Source organism: Microbacterium pseudoresistens, assembly GCF_013409745.1.
GTDB lineage: Bacteria > Actinomycetota > Actinomycetes > Actinomycetales > Microbacteriaceae > Microbacterium > Microbacterium pseudoresistens.
Genome location: NZ_JACCBH010000001.1, coordinates 622,841 through 644,614, shown reverse-complemented (window position 1 = coordinate 644,614; position 21,774 = coordinate 622,841). Strand labels below are relative to the sequence as shown.

The following is a 21,774-nucleotide window of genomic DNA, read 5'->3' as shown; positions in this document are numbered from 1 at the left end:
CAGCCTACGAGCGCGGCCCCGCACGCGTACCCTGGGCGCATGGAGCTCAACGAGACCCGCGCGTGGAACCGGTTCTACGCCGAGGGCACGCCCATCGACATCGAGCCGGCCACCGGCTCGCTCAACGACCTGCTCGACGAGCGGGTGGCGGAGTGGAGCGATCGCGCGGCGGTCGCCTTCTTCGGTGCGGTGCTCACCTATCGCGAGCTCGTCGACCGGGTCGCGCGCGTCGCGAACGGGCTCCGCGAACTCGGCGTGGGCGCGGGGGACCGGGTCGCGCTCATCATGCCCAACGCGCCGCAGCACGTCATCGCCTTCTACGCCGTGCTGCGACTGGGCGCCGTGGTCGTCGAGCACAACCCGCTGTACACGCGCGACGAGCTCGAGGTGCAGTTCCGCGACCACGGCGCCGAGGTCGTCATCGCCTGGGACAAGGTCGTACCCACGCTGCGCGCGTTGCCGGCCGACCTCGGCATCCGCCGCATCGTCGCCGTCGACATCACCCGGGCCATGCCGTGGGGCATGCGCCTCGCGCTGCGGCTGCCGATCGCCACGGCGCGCGCGTCGCGGGAGAAGCTCACCGGTCCCGCGCCCGGTGCCGTGCCGTTCGCGCGGCTGGAGCGCTCCGAGCCGCTGGCAGCCTCGCATCCGCGCCCCGGCGTGGGCGACCTCGCCTGCCTGCAGTACACCTCCGGCACCACCGGCACGCCCAAGGGCGCCATGATCACGCACGGAAACCTGTGGTCGAACGCGCGCCAGGGCGCGGCGTGGATGCCGGAGTTCACCCGCGGCGAGGGGCGCATCTACGGGCTGCTACCCATGTTCCACTCCTTCGGCCTGCTGCTGTCGGTCATCTACTCGGTGGAGACCGGGTCGTGCGCGGTGCTGTTCCCCACCTTCGATCCCGAGCTCGTCTCGACCGCGGCGAAGAAGTTCCCGCCGACGTTCGTGCCCGCCGTGCCGCCCATGTTCGATCGCCTCGCACGGGTGGCGAAGGAGGGCCGGCTCGATCTCTCCGGCGTCGTGTACGCGATCTCGGGAGCGATGACCCTGACACCGGCTGTCGTGAAGCGGTGGGAGGATCTCGCCGGCAGCATGCTCAACGAGGGCTACGGGCTCACCGAGACGAGCCCTGTCGCCCTGGCCAACCCGTTCTCGCACGCGCGTCGGATCGGCGCCATCGGCATCCCGTTCCCCTCCACCGACATCCGCGTCGTGGATCCTGATGCCCCGGAGCGCGAGGTCGCGCAGGGCGACACGGGCGAGTTGCTCATCCGCGGTCCGCAGGTGTTCCAGGGCTACTGGAACCGCCCGGAGGAGACCGCCGCGACACTGCTCGAGGACGGCTGGCTGCGTACCGGCGACCTCGTCGTGCAAGACGACGACGGCTTCGTCACCGTGGTCGATCGTAAGAAGGAGCTCATCATCACCGGCGGCTTCAACGTGTCGCCCAGCGAGGTGGAGCAGGTGATCACAGCTGTTCCGGGCGTGGCCGCGACGGCCGTCGTCGGCATCCCGCGCGGGGGAGGCGCCGAGGCCGTCACCGCCGTCGTCGTGCTCGATGAGGGCGCCGTGTTCGACGAGGATGCCGCCCGCGCCGCCGCGCGCGAACAGCTTGCGGAGTACAAGCGTCCGCGCTCCTACGTCGTCTGGGAGGAGCTGCCCACCTCGCTCATCGGCAAGGTGCTGCGCCGCCGCGTGCGCGACACCCTCGTCGCCGACCGGCACGCGACCCGCGCCGCGGAGGAGTGAATCGCGCTCAGCGCGCGAGCACGTAGCGCTCCCGGGCCGCGAAGAGTCCGATCGCGGCCTGCGCTGCCATCGCCACGAGCAGGATGATCAGGGCGACCGTCCAGCTGGCCGTCGCGGCGTGCACCCCGCCGAACAGTGCCGGGCCGATGGCCGCGATCGCGTATCCCACCGACTGCGACATGCCCGACAGCGCGGAGGAGGTGCTGTGGTCCGGCGCGCGCTCGGCGATCAGGGTCAGGGAGACACCGAGGGAAGCACCCGAGAACAGCCCGAGCGGCACGGCCCAGAACCCGATCGCGTCGGGCAGCACCATGAGCCCGATCACGGCGAGGATGCCGAGCACGGGAAGTGCCGCCGGGGTGATCCGCGCCGCGCGCCCGTGCATGACGAGCGCGACGGCGAGCGAGCCGACGAGTCCGAAGATCTGGTAGATCATCACGTCGACGCCGGCGATGGTGGCGCTGCGTCCGGTGTCGAGCGACATCGTCGAGATCCACGTCACGAGCACGTAGAAACTCGTCGACTGCACGCCCATGTACACCGCGACCTGCCAGGCCACCGGGTCGCGCCATATGCCCGTCCGCGGGGCGCGTCCCGGTGCTGCGGCGCGGACCGCGCGCATCTCATGCCGGCTGATGAGGCCCCAGAAGACGAGGGCGAGCGGAGCGACGACGGCGCCGGTGATCGCGAGCGACAGCCGCCACCCGGCGCCGGCATCCGCACCGGTGAGGTCGGCGATCGGCACGGCGAGGCCCGAGGCCACGGCGCCCGCGCCGCCCAGGATCGCCGAGTAGACGCCCATCATCAGCGGCACGCGCAGCGGGAAGTCCTTCTTGATCACGGCGGGCAGCAGCACGTTGCCGATCGCGAGGGCCACGCCGATCAGCGCAGTTCCGATCCACAGCCAGGCCGGCGAACCCGGCAGCGAGCGGATGGCCACCCCCACCGCCAGCAGGCCCATCGCGGCGAGCACCGCGCCGCCCAGCCCGAGTCGTCTGCCGAAGCCGTGCGCGAAGGGCGAGACAACCGCCCACGTGATCAGCACGATCGTCGAGAGCGAGCCGAGCAGAGCGACGGGGATGCCGGTATCGGCGGAGATCCGGTCGATGACCGGCCCGACCGCCGTGACGGCGGGCCGCATGAGCGAGGCGATCAGGCACAGGGCGACGATGGCGAGGAGCATCGGTCGGCGGGCGCGCATCCCCCCAGGCTATGCCCGCCGAGGCGTCGGAAAATCCGAGATCGACGCGTTCTCGGGAGAAGGTGCCGGCGGTCAGGCCCAGTCCTCGCCCGCGGCGATCATCCAGGAGATGCCGAAGCGGTCGGTGAACATGCCGAACCAGCCGCCCCAGGGCGCCTCGACGAACGGCTCGACGACGGTGCCGCCGTCGGACAGGCGGTCCCAGGTCGTGCGCAGAGATTCGAGGTCGGAGCCGCTCAGCGAGACCGAGATGCCCTGTGGCGCGAGGTGCGGCATGCCCGCCGGTGTATCCGAGGCCATGAGCACGAGGCCGTCGTCGGTCGTCAACTGCGCGTGCATCACGAGGTCGGCCTGCGAGTCGTCCTGCGCCATGTCGGGCATCTCGCCGAACGTCGAGATCTCCAGGTCTCCGCCGAGGGCCGACTGGTAGAACTCCATCGCCTCGCGCGCGGAATCCTGAAAAGAGAGGTAGGGGTTGAGCGTGGTCATCGGTGCTCCTTCGTCGTGAGAGGAACGGCGGACGCCGCTGCAGCCAGTCTGCGCCCCGCCGCCGACACGCACAACGGTGTGTGTCTCCGCGAACCCCGGGTGCGCTCAGAGACGCACGCCGTCATCGTCGTCGTCATGGATGCCGGCGTTGCCGCCGCGACGAGACTCGAATCCGACGAACCAGACGATGGCGACGAGCAGGGCGAGTGCGAGGCCTAGCCACACGTTCTGCAGCACGAGTCCGATGACGACGCCGAGCACGATGAGTCCGGCCACGACGAGAGTCCGGATCCCTGTGCGCGAGGAGCTGTGCATGTCGTCAGCCTACGGGGCCGTCAGGGGGCGGTGATCAGGCGCGGGCGCTCAGCGATCGCGGTGGTCTTCCGGCGCGAGGCGCGGGCCGCGGCGCGGCTCGACGACGCCGCTGCGCAGGATGAGGCGGATGACGCGCTGGCGATGACCCGTCCACGGGTCCAGCAGTGCGAGCATCCCGGCGTCGTCGGTGCGGGATCCGGTGAGGGCGTAACCGACCTCGTGCGCGAGATGGAAATCGCCCACGCTCACCGCATCCGGATCTCCCCAGGCGCGGATGCGCGTCTCCGCCGCCGTCCACGGTCCCACCCCGGGCAGACTCGTCAGCAGAGCGTCGCGGGCGGCGCCGTCAGCGGCGTGCAGCGCGCGTTCGACCCGATCCCCGCGCGCGGCGGCCTTCACGATCGTGCGCGACTGCGGCGGCTGAACCCCGGCGCGATGCCACGCCCACGAGGGGATGACCCGCCACGTCTCCGGTCCGGGCGGGGCGCACATCGGCCGTGGCGTCGGCCCTGGTGCGCGGGCGCCGAAGCGCGTGACCAGGATGCGCCATGCACCGTAGGCCTGCAGCGAGGTGACCTTCTGCTCGAGGATCGCGCCGGCGAGCGCGTCGAACACGGCGCCGGTACGGGTGAGGCGCAGACCCGGGTTGCGCCGCGCCGCCTCGGCGACGACCGGATGCGGGGACGGGTCGAATCCGTCGTCGTCATCCTTCGCGCCGCAGAGCACGGGCACGCTGTCGAGCGCATGCTCAGCCCCCGGGCCCCAGGCCGTGGCGCGCACCTCGCCGGAATGCATCCGGAGGGCGAGCGTCGCCGGACCGACCGGCGTGCGCATCGCGCGCCAGATCGTGCCGTGCGCGACGAGCATCGTCGGATCCTTCGTGCCGCGCTGCAGCACGCCCACGGTCGAGACCAGGTCGAGCGGCCGGCCGGGACGGTGCACCGTCTCACGCGGAGTCGAGACAAGGGGCTCCGCGATGCTCATGCGAACACCCTATGCGCGCGGGCCGACATCGCCGTCCGGGAGCAGGCATCTGCCCCGCAGCAGGCATCCGCGGGGCGAATCCGCCTGATGCCGGACGGATGCCTGATCGTGGCGCGGGTTCCGCCCCGCTCAGAAGCGGTCGGGCGAAGGGGTGCCGTGTCCGTAGTGGATCGCGACGTCGGCGTGGCGGTCGAAGCGGTAGCCCACGCCGCGCACGGTGCGCACGATGTCTTCGTAGCGGCCCAGCTTGGCGCGCAGGCGCCGCACGTGCACGTCGATGGTGCGCTCGCCGGGGGCCTCGTCGTCGGTGGCCTGCCACAGCGCCGAGACGAGCTCGGAGCGTTCGATCGTGCTGCCCTCGCGGAGGACGAGGTACTGCAGCAGCTCGAACTCCTTGTAGGTGAACGCGGCCGAGTCGCCGTCGATGAGCACGCGCTTGCGCGAGATGTCGACGACCACGCCGCCGCGGTCCTCCTCGGAGTCCTCGGCGGCGGCCTTGGAACGGGCGATCGCGCCGGGCTCGTGCAGGGCGAGACGCACGACGTCGAGATCGCGGCCGCCCGTGCCCTGCGGCGCGAGGGCGACGGTGGCGTGCGTCTCGGCCTCGGGGGCGAGCTCGGCGAGGGTGCGACGCAGGGCGTCGACGAGCAGCGGCAGGCTCACACCGGCAGTGGCGGCCTTGAGCTCGTCGATGCCGACGTAGAGGGCGAAGCCGCGCGGCGAGCGGGTGGCGGGCTGCTCGGCGGCGGGCTGTGCGGGAGCGTCGATCTGCGTGTCGGGGACGACGTGCAGGCGGGCCGGGGCCGTGGGGGCGGTGCGGGCGGGACGCTCGAGGAGGGCGGTGTTCGACATGATGATGTGTTCCTTGCGGGAGGGATCCGTCGTCGCTCAGAGGATGCGGCGGATCGATGTGTTGCGCGATGACCGGTATTGGCCGGGGATGAGCACGCGGGTGGGTGCTCGGAGACTCGGTTCGCGGCGATCAGGAACTGATCGGATCAGGATTCGCGAGTCTGGCGGGGTGGCTGTTCGTTCAGCGACACATTCGGCAACACATGCCAACGCGGCCGGGCATCATCATCCCGGCAGTCCCGTTCGCCTCCTGGGCGGACAAAGGGCGTGCGTTGGTGGTCATGGGCCCGATTATGTCGGAGCGAGTCCGATCGTGTCAAAACGAGTCCGTCTGTGTCGGGCGAGCGTACCGTGGGGGAGTGACGAAATCCACGGTGTCCGGCGCGTACGCGCTCACTCGCGAAGACGACGCCTCGCGGTATGCGCTGACCCGCGACGGCGTGCTCGTGAGCGTGCTCGACTACCGCGACGACGGGCGCACGGTCGCTCTCACCCGGGCCTTCACGATCCCGACGTTCCGCGGGCACGGATACGCGGCGCGCGTCGTCGAAGGCGCGGTCGACGACATCGCGGCCATGGGCGATCGGCTCATCGACCCGGTGTGCTGGTACGTGGCGGACTGGTTCACGGCGCACCCCGAGCGCAGTCACCTGCTGCGCCGTCGCTGACGGGCGCCTTCACGCGGGTTCGGTGCTCGCAGGGCACGCCTCGGCGCCGATGTCGGAGGCTCGTCCTACCGTGTGAGCATGCGCATCCTGCACACCTCCGACTGGCACATCGGCCGCACCTTCCACGGGCACTCCACGCTCGAGGCGCTGCGCGGCGTGCTCGAGGCGCTCGTCGCACAGGTGCGCGAGCACGAGGTCGACGTCGTCGTCGTCGCGGGCGACGTGTTCGACTCGGCGACCCCCGCGGCCCCGGCGTACACACTGCTCACCGACACGCTCGTCGCCCTGCACGACACCGGCGCCACAGTGATCGTCACCAGCGGCAACCACGACTCCGCCGCCCGGCTCGGCTTCCAGGCCCGGCTGCTGCGCGACGGCATCCACGTCGTGACCGATCCGATGAGCATCGGAACGCCGATCACGATCGATGATGCCGACGGCCCGGTGCACTTCTTCGGCATCCCCTACCTCGAGCCGGCGATCGTTCGACAGCACTGGCCGGAGGATGCGCATGGCCGCCCGCTGAGAAGCCAGGCCCAGACGATGGCGCACGCGATGGATCTCGTGCGTGCGGGCATGACCGCGCATGACGGGCGCTCCGTCGCGATCGCGCACTGCTTCGCCGCCGGCGTGGATGCCACGGCCGGCCTCGAGCGCGAGGTGCGCCAGGGCGGCCTCGACGTCGTTCCGAGCGAGGTCTTCGACGGCCCGGACTACGTGGCGCTCGGTCACATCCACGGACGCCAGAAGGTCAGCGACCGCGTGCGGTACGCGGGTGCTCCGCTGCACTACAGCTTCGGCGAGCAGCACAAGGAACGCGGCTCCTGGCTCGTGGACCTCGACGCCTCGGGCCTCGCGGGCATCGAGTGGCTGACGCTGCCGATCCCGCGCGCTCTCGTCACGCTCACCGGCGCGCTCGACGACATCCTCTCGGCCGAGAACATCGCGGCGCACGCCGACGACTGGGTGTGCGCCGTCTACACCGACGCCCTGCCGCAGGCCGAGCCGATGAGACGGCTGAAAGAGCACTTCCCGTACTGCGCCATGGTGCAGCACGATCCGGCCGTCGTCGAGGGGAACGAGGAGCGCTCGTACGCGGCCCGGTTGAAGACCGCGGTCACCGACACCGAGCGCATCGAGGCGTTCCTCGAGCACGTGCGCGCGGGCCTGGGGCCGAGCGAGCAGGAGAGCCGGCTCATCCGCGAGGTGCTCGACGAGCGCGTGGTCGCGGAGGCCCTCGTCTAGTGCGCCTTCACCGACTCGAGATCGCCGGGTTCGGTCCGTTCCTCGACCGGCAGACCGTCGATTTCGACGCGTTCGCCGATGACGGGATCTTTCTCATCGCCGGGCGGACGGGGGCGGGAAAATCCAGCATCCTCGATGCCGTCTGCTTTGGACTCTACGGATCCGTGCCCCGCTACGAAGGCGGCGAGAAGCGCCTGCGCAGCGACCACTGCGAACCGGATGATCCGAGCGAGGTGGTCGTGGAATTCAGCACGAGCGCCGGGCGCTTCCGCGTCACGCGGTCGCCGGAGTATCTGCGCCCCGCCAAGCGCGGCGGAGGACTGACAAAGCAGGTCTCTGCGGTGCGGCTCGACGTCTTCCGCGACGGCGACTGGTCGACCCTCGCGGCCAAGGAGCGCGAGGTCGGGCACGAGCTCGACGAGATCCTGCAGCTCAGCCGGGAGCAGTTCCTGCAGGTGATCCTGCTCGCCCAGAACCGGTTCGCCCGGTTCCTGCTCGCCGACAGCAAGGAGCGCCAGGGGCTGCTGCGCCGACTGTTCGGCACCGAGCGCTTCGAAGACGTCCAGGCGCGGTTCGATGAGCGTCGTCGCGCCTCGGAGCACGCGCTCGCCGGCGTCGTCGCGACCGTCGATGCGCGTGTCGCCGAGGCCGAGCGCGTCGTCACGGACGCCGAGCTCTGGGGGGATGCGGGAGCGGGGCACGAAGGCGCATCCACGCAGGAGCGCATCGACGCCCTGCGTGCCGCGATCACCCGAGCGGAGTACCGTGCCGAGCGGCGGGGAGCCGAGCGGGACGAGACCGAGACGCGCCTGACGGCGGCGGATGCCGCCCTGACGGCCGCTCACGACGAGCAGAAGGCGCAGCGGGAGCGCGATCGCGCCCGCGCGGCCATGGCGCAGCTCGACGCCGAGGAGCCGGAGATCGAGCGGGCCAAGACGGAACTGCAGCGCGCCCGGGCCGCCGAGGCACTGCGTGCGACGCTCACGGCGGCGACGCGCGCCGCGAGCGCCCTTGACGACGCGCAGACAGGGGAGGCCGATGCGCGTGAACGCTGGGACAGCAGCGGGATCACGCTCGGCGACCTGACGCCCGAGGCGCTGACGTCTTGGGCGGCCGACCGCATCCGGGAGAGCGGGGCCTGGGCGCGGGTGGCCGAACTCGAGGATGCTGCCGATGCGAGAGCTGCCGACCTCGAGGCCGTGCGGGCACAGGTCGAGACGGCATCGGCGCTGGTCGAGAGCCGCGATGCCGAGCGCACCGAGCTGCCCGCACGTATCGCGGCGCTCACGACACGGCGCGACGAGGCCAGGCGAGGCGCCGACCGCATCGACGAATGCAAGCGTGCTCTGAGCTCCGCCACGGCACGGCGCGATGCCGCGGCGACCTCGGTGACGGCGGGCGGCGCGCTCGGCGATGCCGAGCGGAGCCTCGCCGCGGCGAGCACCGCGCTGGCCGATGCGCAGAACGCGCTCGCCGCGCTCCGCCGCCGACGGCTGGACGGTATCGCCGGCGAGCTCGCCACGGCGCTCGTCGCCGGTGAGCCGTGCACCGTGTGCGGATCGACCGAGCATCCGTCGCCCGCCGAGCACAGCGATCCGGTTTCCGCGGAAGACATCGAGGCGGCAGAGGCTGTGCGGGATGCCGCGCAGGCCACTGAGCGCACGGTGCGGGATCGGGTGACCTCTCTCACGGCCGACCTCGCGGCCGCGGCGGCCCGCGCCGAAGGGCGCACCGTCGAGGCCGCCGATGCCGAGGTCGAGGCGGCGTCGCGTGCGCACGCCGACGCCGTCGCGGCGGCGGGCGAGTTCGCCGACCTCGACGCCGAGATCGAGCAGGCTGCTCTCGCGCTCACGGCGCTCGATGAGAAGCGCACCGAGGCGGCGGCGGCGCTGGCGACTGCCCGCGAGCAGCTCGCTGCGGTCGCCCAGCGCGAGCAGGATGCCACCGCCCAGATCGCGGCCGCGCGCGGTGCGTTCGAAAGCGTCGCCGCGCGCGTGGCAGCCGTTGTCGACCAGGCCCGGACCGCGCAGACGCTTGCCGCGGCGATGACCGAGCGGGCACGTGCCGAAGCCGCGGTGACCGCAGCCGCGCAGGAGCAGGAGGAGGCGCTCGCGGCATCCGACTTCGACGATGCCACCGCGGCTGACGCGGCCATGCGCTCCCTCCCGGATCAGGAAGCGCTCGACGCCCGGATCACCGCGCACCGCGTGCAGCGCGAGAAGGAGCGCTCGACGCTTCTCGAGCTCGAGCTGCGCACGCTCCCCGAGGAGCCGATCGATCTCGCCCCGGTCGAAGCAGCCGCCCTCGAGGCGCGGACGGCGTGGAAGACGGCGATGGATGCCGCGGGCCGCGCCGAGACGGTCGCGGCCCAGCTCGAACGGCTCGTGGCCTCTGCGGCGTCGGAGCACACCCGCAACGCCGAACGGCAGGCCGAGCACGAGATCCTTCGCGGGCTCGCCGACACCATCGCCGGCCGGGCGGGCAACACGCACAAGATGACGTTGGAGACCTTCGTGCTCGCGGCCGAGCTCGAAGAGATCGTGACGGCCGCCAACCGACGCCTGAGCGAGATGTCGACCGGGCGGTATCAGCTGCAGCACTCCGACGCGCTCGCGGCGCGCGGTGCGGCATCCGGCCTCGGCATCGTCGTGTTCGACGCGTTCACGGGTCAGACGCGTCCGGCGCAGTCGCTCTCCGGCGGAGAGACGTTCCTCAGCTCACTCGCCCTCGCGCTCGGCCTGGCCGAGGTGGTCACGGCACGTGCGGGCGGCATCCAGCTCGACACACTGTTCATCGACGAGGGGTTCGGATCGCTCGACGCCGACACCCTCGACGTGGCGATGCGCACGCTCGACGAGCTGCGCTCGGGTGGACGCACGGTCGGCGTCATCAGCCACGTCGAAGCCATGCAGGAGCAGATTCCCGCGCAGCTCACGGTGCGCGCGACGCCCGAGGGCCCCAGCGTCATCGACTGAGCAGGCGGCGCGGACTCAGGCCAGGTCGTACTGGGTGCGCAGGTGCGCGAGCAGCTGCGTGCTGCAGCGGTCCAGGGCCGCGCGCCAGTCGGTGATCGCGCCGTCCTGCGCACGGTCGGACACCGCGCGGAACACGCGGATGGGCAGCCCGAACTGCTGAGCCACCCAGATGTAGGCGTAGGTCTCCATGTCGACGAGCACGGCGCCGAGCGGGCGGATGAACGACACGGCCTCCTCGTCGTCGACGAAGTGGTCGCCGGTGGCGACCATCACGCCGTCGCGTCCGGTCTCCACCCGGGCCGGCAGCGACACGTGCTGCCCGGCGACGCCGTCGATGTCGGTCACGTCGTGCTGGATCGCCGAGGCGATCTCGAAGACCTCCGCGCCCAGGCGAGGGTCGATCGCGCCCGAGGTGCCGACGACGACGACCTCGTCGTACTCGCCGGCGTCGAGGGCACGGGTCAGCGCGAACGCCGCCTGCAGCTTGCCCGGCCCGGTGACGAGCCGGTCGAACCCGGGGAGCTCGGAGGGAAAGGCGGAAAGCTCGGAATCAAGGGCGGCGACGAGAAGTTTCACGCATCCATCTTCGCCGATGTCGTCACCTCCGCGTAACGCGAGGGGCGGATACTGGGATGACGACGCACCAGCGACGAGTCCACGATCGGAGAAGCCCGTGAGCCTGCAGCAGGAGATCATCGCCGCCCTGGGCGTGCGGCCCGACATCGAGCCGGAGGCCGAGATCGAGCGCCGCGTGCGCTTCCTCGCCGACTATCTGGTCGCGACGGGAGCCGCCGGTTTCGTGCTCGGCATCTCGGGCGGGCAGGACTCGACGCTCGCGGGGCGGCTGGCCCAGCTCGCCGTGGAGCGCGTGCGCGCCGACGGCGGAGAGGCAGGATTCATCGCCGTGCGGCTGCCGTACCGGGTGCAGCACGACGCCGATGATGCGGTGGCGGCGCTGGAGTTCATCCGCGCCGACAGGGTCGTCGAGGTGAACATCCAGGGCGGCGTCGACGGTGTGGAGGCCGACATCGAGCGGGCCGAGGGCGCCGAGATCTCGGACTTCAACCGTGGCAACATCAAGGCCCGCATCCGCATGGTGACGCAGTACGCGCTCGCGGGTCACGACGGCCGCCTCGTGATCGGCACCGACCACGCCGCCGAGGCGGTGACCGGCTTCTACACGAAGTTCGGCGACGGCGCCGCCGACATCCTTCCACTGGCAGGACTCACCAAACGGCAGGGCAAGGCGCTGCTGCAGGCGCTGGATGCTCCGGAACGGCTGTGGCGCAAAGTGCCCACGGCCGACCTGCTGGACGGGCAGCCCGGCCGCGCCGATGAGGATGAGCTGGGCATCACCTACGACAGCATCGACGACTACCTCGAAGGGCGTGAGGTGCCCGCCGAGGTCGCCGCGCGCATCGAGGCGAAGTACGTCGCCACGCGCCACAAGCGGCACCTGCCCGTCACGCCCGACGACTCCTGGTGGCGCTGAGCCGGCGGGAGCGTTGCGTGCCGTCCGCCGCCGGCGGGATGTCGGAGGCGCGCTCTAGGGTCGAAGCAGCGGTCGAGGCGGCCGCGGGCAAGGAGCGGCAGTGCGCGTCATCCCCGGCGGAACGGATTCCCCCCGTGTGGTCTTCAGCGCGAGCGATCTGAAGCTCGCGGCCGAGTGCGAGTTCGCCTGGATGCGCGCGCTGGACGCGAAGCTCGGACGGGTGGCCGCGGTGGAGGATCCCGAAGACGCCACCCTGCGCCGCGCCGCCGAGCTCGGCGACGTGCACGAGCGCGCCGTGCTCGAGGAGTACGTCGCGCGGTTCGGCCGCGCCGAAGACGGGAGCGGCGCCATCGGGCGCGGCGTCGTCGAGGTACCGAAGGTGTCGTCCGCAGATCCGGAGGCGCTGGCCGCCGTCGTGGCGCAGACGCAGCGCGCCCTGCATTCGGAGGCCGACATCGTCTTCCAGGCCGCGTTCGCGACCGAGGAGTTCGTCGGATTCGCCGACTTCCTCGCCCGTGACGCCGACGGGCGCTGGATCGTGCAGGACACCAAGCTCGCCCGCACGGCGCGGGTCACGGCGCTCATGCAGCTCGCGGCATATATCGATCAGCTCGACCAGCTCGGCATCCCCCGGTCCGACGAGGTCGAGCTCATCCTCGGCGATCGTTCGGTGAGCGTGCACGCCGTCGACGACCTGCTGCCGTTGTTCCGCGTTCGCCGCGCCAGGCTGCGCGCGCTCATCGCCGATCGCCGCATCGCCGACGGCGCGGCGGGCGAGCCGCTGGCCTGGGGAGACGATCGCGGCGACCTGCAGGTCGTCGCGTGCGGGCGCTGCGCGACCTGCGAGCAGCAGGTGGACGCGCATCGCGATCTGCTGCTGGTCGCACGGATGCGGTCGGTGCAGCGGGCCAGGTTCCGGGCCGCGGGGATCACGACCATCGACGCTCTCGCCGCGGCGACCGCGGCGCCCGATGGCATGACGGACGACACCTTCCAGACTCTGCGCGCCCAGGCGCGGCTGCAGCTCGGCGCGCTCGCCGACCCGGCCGAGCTGCCGTACGAGTTCATCTCCGCGACCGCGATCGGCATGATGCCCCGGCCCAGCCGCGGCGATGTCTTCTTCGACTTCGAGGGCGACCCGCTCTACACCGAGCCCGGCGACGACGCCCCGTGGGGGCTGGACTACCTGTTCGGCTGGGTCGACGACGCCGAGCAGTACTCCGCGCTGTGGGCGCACACCTTCGCCGAGGAGAAGCAGGCGCTGCTCGACTTCCTCGCCTTCGTGGATGCGCGCAGGGCCGCGCATCCCGACATGCACATCTACCACTACGCCCCGTACGAGACCTCGCATCTGGTCGCGATGGCGGCTCGGTACGGGGTGGGCGAAGCGGCCGTGGACCGGCTGCTGCGCGAGGGCGTGTTCGTCGACCTGTATCCGATCGTGCTGCGCTCGGTGCGGATCGGCTCGCGCTCGTACTCCATCAAGAAGCTCGAGCCGCTGTACATGGGCGATGAGGTGCGCACGAGCGATGTGCAGAAGGGCGACGATTCGATCGTCCGCTACGTCGAGGCGCGGGCGCTCGCCGCCGAGGGCAAGAGTGCCGAGGGGGATGAGATCCTCGCTGACCTCGCCGATTACAACCGCTACGACTGCGTGTCCACCCGGCGGCTGCGCGACTGGCTGGTGGGCCTGGCCCGGCAGACCGGGGTCCTCCCCGCGCCTCCCGACGAGCCCGAGACGAGGGCGTACGAGCCCTCGCCGCTGTCGGTGGCGCTGCGGAACGAGGCGGAGCGCGCCGAGGAGGAGGGGCGTGATGCAGAGGCGTACCGCGTGGCGTCCGCGGCGATCGATTATTACCCGCGCGAGTCGAAGAGCTTCTGGATCGCGCATTTCCAGCGTCTGCGCGAACCCGTGACGATGTGGGAGACCACGCGCGACGTGCTGCGCGTGGCGCCGGAGTCGTCGCGGGTGCGCGAGGACTGGGCCGTCGAGGAGGGCAAGCGCACGCTCACGAGGATCGTCGAGCTGCGCGGCGAGCTCGCCCCCGGCAGCACGGTGGGGGTCGGGGCCGAGCCGTTCGCCCTGTACGCGGTCCCCGCGCCGTTCGTCTCTGAGATCCCCTCGCGCGCCATCCACGCCCCGCACGCGGTGGAGGTGGTGGAGGCGGTCGATGACGGCCTCGTCGTGCGGGAGCGCGCGATCGACGGGCAGACCTGGGCCGAGCTGCCCCTCGCGCTCACGCCCGCGGCGCCGCCGAAGGTGGACTCTCAGCAGTCGGCCATCGAGGAGTGGGCGCAGTCGCTGCTGGATCGCGCACCGGCCTTCCCGCAGGATGCCGCGACCGACATCCTGCGCCGCGCCGTACCCCGCACGGTCTCCGGTGCGTCCCTCGGGGCGGCAGAGGGCGATGCCGTCGAGGCCATCGTGCGCGGGGTGCGCGACCTCGACCGCAGCTTCTTCGCCGTGCAGGGGCCTCCCGGCACGGGCAAGACGTACACCGGCTCGCAGGTGATCACCCGGCTCGTGCGCGAGCACGGCTACCGCGTGGGTGTGGTCGCGCAGTCCCACGCCATCGTGGAGAACCTGCTCGAACGGATCGTGGCCGACGGCGTGCCGGCGAGTCAGGTCGCCAAGGCGCCGAAGAATCCGGATGCCGCGGATCCCCCGTACACGCCGATCCGCAAGACCGGAATGGCGGCCTTCCTCGCCGAGCATCCGGAGGGCGCCGTCGTGGGCGGCACCGCGTGGGACTTCAGCAACACCCGGCGCGTGGCGCGCGGGGAGCTCGACCTGCTCGTGATCGACGAGGCCGGGCAGTTCTCCCTCGCCTCCACGATCGCCGTCGCCGCCGGCGCGAAGCGCCTGCTGCTCCTGGGCGATCCGCAGCAGCTGCCGCAGGTGAGTCAGGGCGCGCATCCGGAGCCGGTGAACACCTCGGCACTGGGCTGGGTCATGGACGGCAGCGCGGTGATCGATCCCGCGTACGGCACGTTCCTCGCCCGCTCCTGGCGGATGCATCCTGCTGTCGCGGCGCCGGTGTCACGCCTGTCTTACGCCGGGCGTCTTGCCTCAGCCGAGGGTGCGGAGCGGCGCACCGTGGAGGGGCTGGAGCCGGGGTTGCATGTCGTTCCCGTGCGGCACCGCGGCAACGCCACGCATTCGCCGGAGGAGGCCGACGAGGTCGTGCGGATCGTGCGCGACCTGATCGGCAGGCCGTACGTCGACGCCATGGAACACGTGGATGCCGCGCCGCGCCCGCTCGGGCAGGACGACATCATCGTCGTCGCCCCGTACAACGCGCAGAAGCAGCTCATCCACGAGGCTCTGCAGGCCGCGGGATTCGGGGGAGTGGCCGTCGGCACGGTCGACAACTTCCAGGGTAGGGAGGCTGTGGTCTCGATCACCTCGCTCGCGGCATCGAGTGGCCGCGACGCCCCGCGCGGGCCGGACTTCCTGCTGCTGCAGAACCGCCTGAACGTGGCGATCTCACGGGCCAAGGCCGCCGCGTTCCTCATCCACTCCCCGGCGCTGCTCGACGACCTGCCGTGGACGCCCGAGGGAGTGGCGCGTCTCAGCGCCTTCGCCCGCCTCGTCGGCGCGGATCAGGACTGAGCGCGTCGAGCCGGCGGATCAGACCGTGCCGTAGAGGCGGTCGCCCGCGTCGCCGAGACCGGGGACGATGAAGCGGTTCTCGTCGAGGCCTTCGTCGAGGGCTCCCAGCACGAGGGTCACGTTGCGGTCGCCGACCAGCCGCTCGATCGTCTCCACTCCCTCGGGGGTGCCCAGCAGGCAGATCGCGGTGACGTCGTCGGCGCCGCGGTCGAAGAAGAACTGGATGGCCGCGGCCAGCGACCCACCGGTGGCCAGCATCGGATCGATCGCGAAGCACTGCCGGTCGCTGAGATCGGCGGGAAGGCGCTCGGCGTAGGTCGTCGGCTCGAAGGTCTGCTCGTCGCGCACCATCCCGAGAAAGCCCACCTCGGCGGTCGGCAGCAGCTTGACCATGCCCTCGAGCATGCCCAGTCCCGCGCGCAGGATCGGGACGACGATGGGTCGCGGCTCGCTGATCTTCACGCCCATCGTCTTCTTGATGGGGGTGGTGATCTCCACCGGCGTCACCCGCACGTTGCGCGTCGCCTCGTAGGCGAGCAGCGTCACCAGCTCTTCGGTGAGCTGCCGGAAGACCGGTGACGGCGTGCGCTCATCGCGCAGGACCGAGAGCTTGTGGGTGATGAGGGGATGATCGGCCACGTGCACGCGCATGAGTACAGGCTAGTGCGCCCCGAACCGATGCGAGCAATAGGCTCGACCCATGCGCGGGACGGAGGCGGATGAGCGGGCGATGAGCCGTGCGCTCGCGCTCGCCGCCGAAGCGGCGGCCGACGGCGAGATCCCGGTGGGCGCCGTGGTGCTCGACGCCGAGGGCCGCGTCATCGGCGAGGGCCGCAACGACCGTGAGCGCACTGCCGATCCCACCGGGCACGCCGAGATCGTCGCGCTGCGCGCGGCGGGGGCCGCCACGGGGTCGTGGAATCTCGAGGGATGCACGCTCGTGGTGACGATGGAGCCGTGCGTCATGTGCGCGGGCGCCGCGCTGCAGGCGCGGATGGCGCGCGTCGTGTTCGGCGCCTGGGACGACAAGGCGGGCGCGGCCGGTTCGCGCTATGACGTGCTGCGGGACCGCCGGCTCCCCGTGCGGGCCGAGGTCGTGGGTGGCGTGCGCGAGGACGACGCCGTCGACCTGTTGCGCGCCTTCTTCGCCGATCGGCGCTGAGCGGCGCTGATCGGGTCGGGCCAGGGCTCGCGCCGTCAGGTCCGAGGACGCACGGCGAGGGCCGCGAGCCGGTCGACGAGGTACAGATACGCCTGCGCCTCCGGGTCGAAGTAGCCGCGGCGGGTGACGCCGTCGTCGTCGGTCTCCGACTGCGAGCTGTGGCCCTGGGTGGCCTCCCCCGTCACACCGTCGAGGCCGTCGACCGCTCCGCCGTCGGAGCTGTACACGATGGCCCCGTCGATGTCGCGCGGATCGATCGGATGCTGTCCGAACCGGCCGAGGTGCGCGACGCCGTCGGTCGCCGACTCGGTGGCGTGCAGCGCGAGCGAGCCGTCGGCGATCCGCGACTCCACGGCATCCGCGGCCATGTGCGTCATGCCCGCCGACGCGATCGAGAACGCCTCGGAGACGTGCCCGGCGCCGTCGAGCACGACGAGCTCGCCCAGCAGAGTGGAGGAGTACGAGTACGCGACGAGCGCGATCCTCGCGGCGGTGTCGTGCTGCGCGAGCCGTTCGAGCTCGACGGCGAGACGGGCCGCGCCGATCGTGGCGTGCGCGGTGGCCAGCGCCGTCACGTGCGACCCGGTGTCGTATCCGAACCAGAGCACGACGGCGACGGATGCCGTGCCCCCGCGCAGCGTGATCGCGCGGATGACGTCGCCGCACAGCCGCTGGGAGGTCTCGGCCCAGGGCGGCAGCTGGCCGAGATCCGTGTCGATGCCGTGCAGGACGACGACGATGAGGTCTGCCGTGGTCACATCGCCGAAGCCGATGCTCGCGTACGGCTCGCCGTCGAGGAAGAACAGCGACAGCAGGTGCGCCTGCGGGTCATCGCCCAGCACGCGCTCGACATTGCCCAACTTGTGCCTGGCGTCGTCGGTGAGATCGGTGCGGGCGAGGGCCTCGGCGAGCAGATCGGACATCAGCGTGCGGCCCGCGGGATCGGACGGTCGCAGACACTCATATCGGCAAGCTTAGGCCGTGCCGCCGCCCGCAGAACCGGCGCTCGCGGACCGGAGCCGGGCAAGAGCATCGCTCATAGGATTGACGCATGGTCGACACGCTCCCTTCGCTCGCATTCCTCGGCGCCGGTTCGATGGGCGGCGCGATCCTCCACGGAGTCGTCGCCTCGGGCATCCCCGTCTCCGGCGGCATCGTCGCCACCAATCGCACTCCCGTGAAGGCCGCAGAGCTGGAGGGGCTCGCCGATGTGCGCAGCATCGCCCTCGAAGAGACCCCCGGCGGCAACGCCGAGGCGGCCGCGTCTGCGCGCATCGTGCTCATCGGCGTGAAGCCCGGGATGGTCGCCGATCTGCTCGCCGAGATCGCCCCGCACCTCCGTGACGATGCGATCGTCGTGAGTGTCGCGGCGGGCGTCACGATCGACGCGTTCCGGAGCATCCTCGGTTCCGACGCGCGCGTGCTGCGCGCGATGCCGAACACCCCGGCCACTGTCGGGCGCGCGGTGACGGGCCTTGCGGCGGCTGACGGCGTCGCCGAGAACGACGTGGCGATCGTGCGCCGGCTGTTCGAGACGGTCGGATCAGTCGTCGAGCTGCCCGAGGAGCAGATCGACGCGTTGTCGACGATCTCCGGCTCCGGCCCCGCCTACGTGTTCCTGCTCATCGAGGAGTTCACCAAGGCGGCGATCGGCAAGGGCTTCTCCGAGTCCGACGCCCGCCTGCTCGCCGAGCAGACCTTCATCGGTGCGACCGCGCTGCTCGAGGCGTCGGGCGAGGCGCCGGCCGAGCTGCGCCGCCGCGTCACGAGCCCCAAGGGCACCACGGAGCGCGCTGTCGCCGTGCTCGCCGACGCGCACCTCGACACGGTGTTCGCCGAGGCGACGGATGCCGCGTTGGCCCGCGCGAAGGAGATCGCTGCGGGAGGCTGAGTCCGCCGCACCTCCGCGATGCTGCCGCTCAGGATTCGCTCGACACCTCGACCAGAAGCTCCGGCCAGCGCTGGTCGAGGATGCGTCCGCCCAGCACGACGCCCGCCCAGACGGCGGCGGTGCCGAGGATCACGCCGCAGGCCAGACTGACCCAGCCGGCCCACGGTGCCCACAGCGCGCCGATCGCGAAGCCGAACGACGCGCCGCCCACGACGAGGGTGATGGGCATCATGATGGCCATCGCGATCATCGACTGCACTCCGCCCGACGAGCCGCGGCCGAACGGGCTCGCCTCCGGGGCGGGGGCGCGGCCGGGCAGGAATGCGCCGACCCAGGATCCCGCACCGGCGGCGACCGCGCCCATGCCGATCGCCGCGCCCAGGCTCGCCGGCAGCAGGTCGGGCCTGCCCACGAGCAGGCACACGGCGACGCAGAGGATGACGACGATCGGCACCGCGATGAGCGCGAAGCCGAGCAGGCGCCCGGTGCGATCGGCGCGCCCGCTCACCCCGGTGTGGATGTGCAGCGCGAGGGCGTTGTTGTCGTACGCGGTGCTCATCTGCAGGATGGTGCCGATCAAGAGCGCATCGATGGCGGGGATGAGGATCACGGCCGGGGCGAGCGCTTCGCCGCCGCGCGTGCCGTTCATCACCGTGAGCCCGATGAGCAGACCAGGCAGCACCAGCAGCATGACGATGTTGACGATCTGGCGCGGGTCGCGCCGCGCGTAGCGCAGGGTGCGGGCGGCGACCGCGCCGACAGCCGTCGCGGGCAGCATCCGATCGAGCACGCCGGCCGAGTGCACGCGGCCTCCGCCGCGGTTCTCCACCGGCGCGACGAGCCGGGCCGCCAGCAGCGCGCGTGCGATGAACCACAGCCCTGCGACGGTGACCAGTGCGATGAGCAGCCGTGCCACCGCGTCGAGCGGCTGGCCCTGTGCGAGCGACGCCGAGACGCCGAAGGCCGCGCCCATCGGCGTCCATCCGAGCACGTCGGCGACGCCGGCCAGATCGCGGCCGAGGTCTCCGGAGAGCTGCAGCGCGCCGATTGCGATGTTGAGCACGAGCCCCGAGCTGGACAGCAGGATGACGCCGAGGATGATCACGAGATCGCGCATCCGGCGCCGGGCCAGCCACCGCGCGAGCAGCCCGCCCACGACGCGCGCCCCCAGCACGCAGATGGCGAGCACCACGGGCGCGAGCACGACGGCGGCGATCAGGGCGAGTGCGTTCACCGACCACCCGATGAGCGTGAGCAGCACCGCGATCGCCGTGCCCATGCCGCCGAGCGTCGTCGCCCCGGCGAGCACGAGCCCCGGCAGCAGTGACCTCGCGGTGACGGGCAGCAGTGCGAAGCGCTCGGGCGACATCGTGTCGTCGGTGCTGGTGAGGATCGACCCGACCCACCAGACGGTGACGATCAGTGTGCCGACGATCACCAGGGCGGTCACGGCGACGCTCGGATCGGCCACACGCAGCGCGGTGAGTCCGGCGGCGAGCAGTGCGAGCATCCCGAGCGCCGTCGCACCGCCCAGGGCGAGTGAGACGATCATCCACGGACTGCGGCCCAGCTGGTGCCCGAACTGGCGCCAGCGCAGTCTCAGGAGGAGCGCAGCCATGCGAGCGTCTCCGATCCGAGATCGTGGCCGCCCACCAGGGCGAGGAAGCGCTGCTGCAGGGTCATGCCGGCGCGCACCTCGTCGAGGGCGCCGTGCGCGAGCAGGCGGCCCTCGGCGATGATCGCCACGCGGTCGCACAGTGACTCGACGAGCTCCATGACGTGGCTGGAGAGCACGACGGTGCCCCCGCCATCGACGTAGGCGCGCAGGATCTGGCGGATCGTCTCGCCGGAGACGGGATCCACCGCCTCGAGCGGTTCGTCGAGGATGAGCAGCCGCGGCGCATGGATCAGCGCGCACGCGAGCCCGATCTTCTTGCGCATGCCCGCGGAGTAGTCCACGACGAGGGTATCGCCGGCGTCGGTGAGTCCGAGGGCGTCGAGCAGCTCGGCGGAGCGCGAGACGACCTCGGACTCCGGCAGACCGCGCAGCAGTCCGGTGTACCGCAGCAGCTCGTCGCCGGTGAGCCGGTCGAACATGCGCACCCCGTCGGGCAGCACGCCCATGCGCGCCTTCGCTGCGGCCGGGTCCGTCCACACGTCCGCTCCGAGCACCTGCGCGGTGCCCGCATCCGGACGCAGCAGGCCGGTCGTCATGGCGAGCGTCGTCGTCTTGCCCGCACCGTTCGGGCCCAGCAGGCCCAGCATCGACCCGGCGGGCACGTCGAGTGACAGGTCGTCGACGGCGACCTTCTGCCCGAACTGCTTGCGGAGGCTGCGGAGGGAGAGCACCGGCGGCGTGGTCGAAGGCGACGTGCTCGGCGGTGCACTCGGCGCCGGGGCGCTCGAGGGGGCGACGGAATCGGTCATGCCTCCATCACACCAGGGCGCGCGGTGTCGTGCATCCCTCTCGAGGCGGATGCGCGTGCGACGAACGATAGATCAGTCGGCCGAGCGCAGGATGACCGCTTCGGTCGGGGGGCCGGGGATCATGGGAGCGGCGAGGTAGCCCATCCGCTCCAGCAGGGCTTGGCGGAACACGGCGGGCCTGGCATGCTGCTCGGCCCCGGACACGCCCTCGAGCGCGATCTCGGTGACCGATCCGCCCGCGGTGACGTATCCGGCGAGGGCGTCGGCGGTCGGCACCGCGCCGTGGATCCACAGCACGGCCGGGCGCGTGGGGAACGCGGCCAGCCGCGCCGCGCTGTCGTCGGCGACGGCGCCCGTGAGAGTCAGTGTGCGCACGGCGTGCTCGGCGGCGTGATCCAGCAGGGCGGGGGTGTGTTCGGCGGCGGCGACGAAATGCGCCGCCGCGATGCCGAGGGCGTCGAGGGCGGCGGTGAGCGTCGCGCCGTCGGTGACATCGACGGAGAGCACGCGCAGGTCGGAGGGCAGGTCGTGCATGAGCACGCGCCAGCCGGGCTCCGATCCGCCGTCGCCCAGGAACACGACCGTGTCGTCGGCGCCGGCCTCGACGTCGCCGCGCCGCTCGAGGATCTCGACATCGGCGCCTGCGACGGTCAGGATGCGCGCATCGATGTCGTCGATGAGGGGGTCTGGCTCGGTCATCCGCGGCTC

Annotated in this window: 19 protein-coding genes; 8 read left to right on the top strand and 11 right to left on the bottom strand. The window is 71.8% G+C overall.

The genetic code is table 11. From position 1 onward, the window contains the following. The first annotated feature begins 39 nt into the window (after window positions 1-39). Window positions 40-1,752 carry a long-chain-fatty-acid--CoA ligase gene (locus BKA02_RS03120; protein ID WP_179431219.1) on the top strand — a complete coding sequence of 571 codons (1,713 nt, stop codon included), beginning with the start codon at window positions 40-42 and terminating at the stop codon, window positions 1,750-1,752. 7 nt (window positions 1,753-1,759) lie between these two features. On the opposite strand, the gene BKA02_RS03115 is transcribed toward BKA02_RS03120, so the two are convergent. From BKA02_RS03115 to BKA02_RS03095, 5 genes are all read right to left on the bottom strand, one after another. Then, entirely contained in the window at window positions 1,760-2,953 is a 1,194-nt protein-coding gene (locus BKA02_RS03115; RefSeq protein ID WP_246285962.1) for an MFS transporter, read from the bottom strand. A 72-nt stretch (window positions 2,954-3,025) separates the two neighbouring features. Then, on the bottom strand, window positions 3,026-3,442 hold the full coding sequence (locus tag BKA02_RS03110; protein ID WP_179431217.1) for a VOC family protein: 417 nt from the start codon (window positions 3,440-3,442) through the stop codon (window positions 3,026-3,028). 105 nt (window positions 3,443-3,547) lie between these two features. Further along, window positions 3,548-3,757: a hypothetical protein gene (locus BKA02_RS03105; protein WP_179431215.1), complete on the bottom strand. Its 210-nt coding sequence runs from the start codon at window positions 3,755-3,757 to the stop codon at window positions 3,548-3,550. Window positions 3,758-3,805: 48 nt separating this feature from the next. Next, window positions 3,806-4,741, bottom strand: a complete 936-nt coding sequence (locus BKA02_RS03100; protein WP_179431213.1) for a DNA-3-methyladenine glycosylase family protein — start codon at window positions 4,739-4,741, stop codon at window positions 3,806-3,808. 129 nt (window positions 4,742-4,870) lie between these two features. Continuing rightward, complete coding sequence (locus BKA02_RS03095) at window positions 4,871-5,593, bottom strand: winged helix-turn-helix domain-containing protein (protein ID WP_179431211.1); 723 nt, start codon at window positions 5,591-5,593, stop codon at window positions 4,871-4,873. Window positions 5,594-5,952: 359 nt separating this feature from the next. On the opposite strand from BKA02_RS03095, the gene BKA02_RS14285 reads away from it, so the two are divergent. The 3 genes from BKA02_RS14285 (at window position 5,953) to BKA02_RS14540 (ending at window position 10,481) form a co-directional block, all read left to right on the top strand. Continuing rightward, window positions 5,953-6,261, top strand: coding sequence for a GNAT family N-acetyltransferase (locus BKA02_RS14285; RefSeq protein ID WP_343045328.1), 309 nt, complete (start codon window positions 5,953-5,955; stop codon window positions 6,259-6,261). Window positions 6,262-6,339: 78 nt separating this feature from the next. After that, window positions 6,340-7,506 carry an exonuclease SbcCD subunit D gene (locus BKA02_RS03085; RefSeq protein ID WP_179431207.1) on the top strand — a complete coding sequence of 389 codons (1,167 nt, stop codon included), beginning with the start codon at window positions 6,340-6,342 and terminating at the stop codon, window positions 7,504-7,506. After that, window positions 7,506-10,481, top strand: a complete 2,976-nt coding sequence (locus BKA02_RS14540) for an AAA family ATPase (RefSeq protein ID WP_179431205.1) — start codon at window positions 7,506-7,508, stop codon at window positions 10,479-10,481. Before BKA02_RS03085 ends, BKA02_RS14540 begins: the two co-directional genes overlap by 1 nt. A gap of 15 nt (window positions 10,482-10,496) precedes the next feature. On the opposite strand, the gene BKA02_RS14535 is transcribed toward BKA02_RS14540, so the two are convergent. Beyond that, a complete protein-coding gene (locus BKA02_RS14535) occupies window positions 10,497-11,057 on the bottom strand; it encodes a phosphorylase family protein (protein WP_179431203.1) in 561 nt (186 codons plus the stop codon). 97 nt (window positions 11,058-11,154) lie between these two features. Here BKA02_RS14535 and nadE point away from each other — a divergent pair, with 97 nt between their 5' ends. Both nadE and BKA02_RS03065 read left to right on the top strand, forming a co-directional pair. Then, the gene (gene nadE, locus BKA02_RS03070) at window positions 11,155-11,973 is read left to right on the top strand and encodes an ammonia-dependent NAD(+) synthetase (protein ID WP_179431201.1); all 819 of its coding nucleotides are present in this window, start codon (window positions 11,155-11,157) and stop codon (window positions 11,971-11,973) included. Between the two features lie 100 nt (window positions 11,974-12,073). Then, window positions 12,074-15,586, top strand: a complete 3,513-nt coding sequence (locus tag BKA02_RS03065; protein ID WP_343045327.1) for a TM0106 family RecB-like putative nuclease — start codon at window positions 12,074-12,076, stop codon at window positions 15,584-15,586. An 18-nt stretch (window positions 15,587-15,604) separates the two neighbouring features. On the opposite strand, the gene upp is transcribed toward BKA02_RS03065, so the two are convergent. Then, window positions 15,605-16,237, bottom strand: coding sequence for a uracil phosphoribosyltransferase (upp, locus tag BKA02_RS03060; RefSeq protein WP_179431199.1), 633 nt, complete (start codon window positions 16,235-16,237; stop codon window positions 15,605-15,607). A 49-nt stretch (window positions 16,238-16,286) separates the two neighbouring features. Between upp and BKA02_RS03055 the strand changes: the two genes are divergently transcribed. Continuing rightward, entirely contained in the window at window positions 16,287-16,748 is a 462-nt protein-coding gene (locus tag BKA02_RS03055; protein WP_179431197.1) for a nucleoside deaminase, read from the top strand. 35 nt (window positions 16,749-16,783) lie between these two features. Here BKA02_RS03055 and BKA02_RS03050 read toward each other — a convergent pair whose 3' ends face one another. Next, window positions 16,784-17,671, bottom strand: a complete 888-nt coding sequence (locus BKA02_RS03050) for an alpha/beta hydrolase (RefSeq protein ID WP_179431195.1) — start codon at window positions 17,669-17,671, stop codon at window positions 16,784-16,786. 128 nt (window positions 17,672-17,799) lie between these two features. On the opposite strand from BKA02_RS03050, the gene proC reads away from it, so the two are divergent. After that, window positions 17,800-18,639 (top strand): pyrroline-5-carboxylate reductase, encoded by an 840-nt coding sequence (gene proC, locus BKA02_RS03045; RefSeq protein ID WP_179431193.1) that lies wholly within the window; start codon window positions 17,800-17,802, stop codon window positions 18,637-18,639. A gap of 28 nt (window positions 18,640-18,667) precedes the next feature. On the opposite strand, the gene BKA02_RS03040 is transcribed toward proC, so the two are convergent. The 3 genes from BKA02_RS03040 to BKA02_RS03030 all read right to left on the bottom strand — a co-directional run bounded on the left by BKA02_RS03040 (window position 18,668) and on the right by BKA02_RS03030 (window position 21,765). Next, window positions 18,668-20,257, bottom strand: a complete 1,590-nt coding sequence (locus BKA02_RS03040; protein WP_179431191.1) for a hypothetical protein — start codon at window positions 20,255-20,257, stop codon at window positions 18,668-18,670. Further along, window positions 20,239-21,066, bottom strand: coding sequence for an ABC transporter ATP-binding protein (locus BKA02_RS03035; RefSeq protein ID WP_179431189.1), 828 nt, complete (start codon window positions 21,064-21,066; stop codon window positions 20,239-20,241). The genes BKA02_RS03040 and BKA02_RS03035 overlap by 19 nt, the downstream gene beginning before the upstream one ends. 72 nt (window positions 21,067-21,138) lie before the next feature. After that, window positions 21,139-21,765 carry a hypothetical protein gene (locus BKA02_RS03030; RefSeq protein WP_179431187.1) on the bottom strand — a complete coding sequence of 209 codons (627 nt, stop codon included), beginning with the start codon at window positions 21,763-21,765 and terminating at the stop codon, window positions 21,139-21,141. Between the last annotated feature and the right edge of the window lie 9 nt (window positions 21,766-21,774).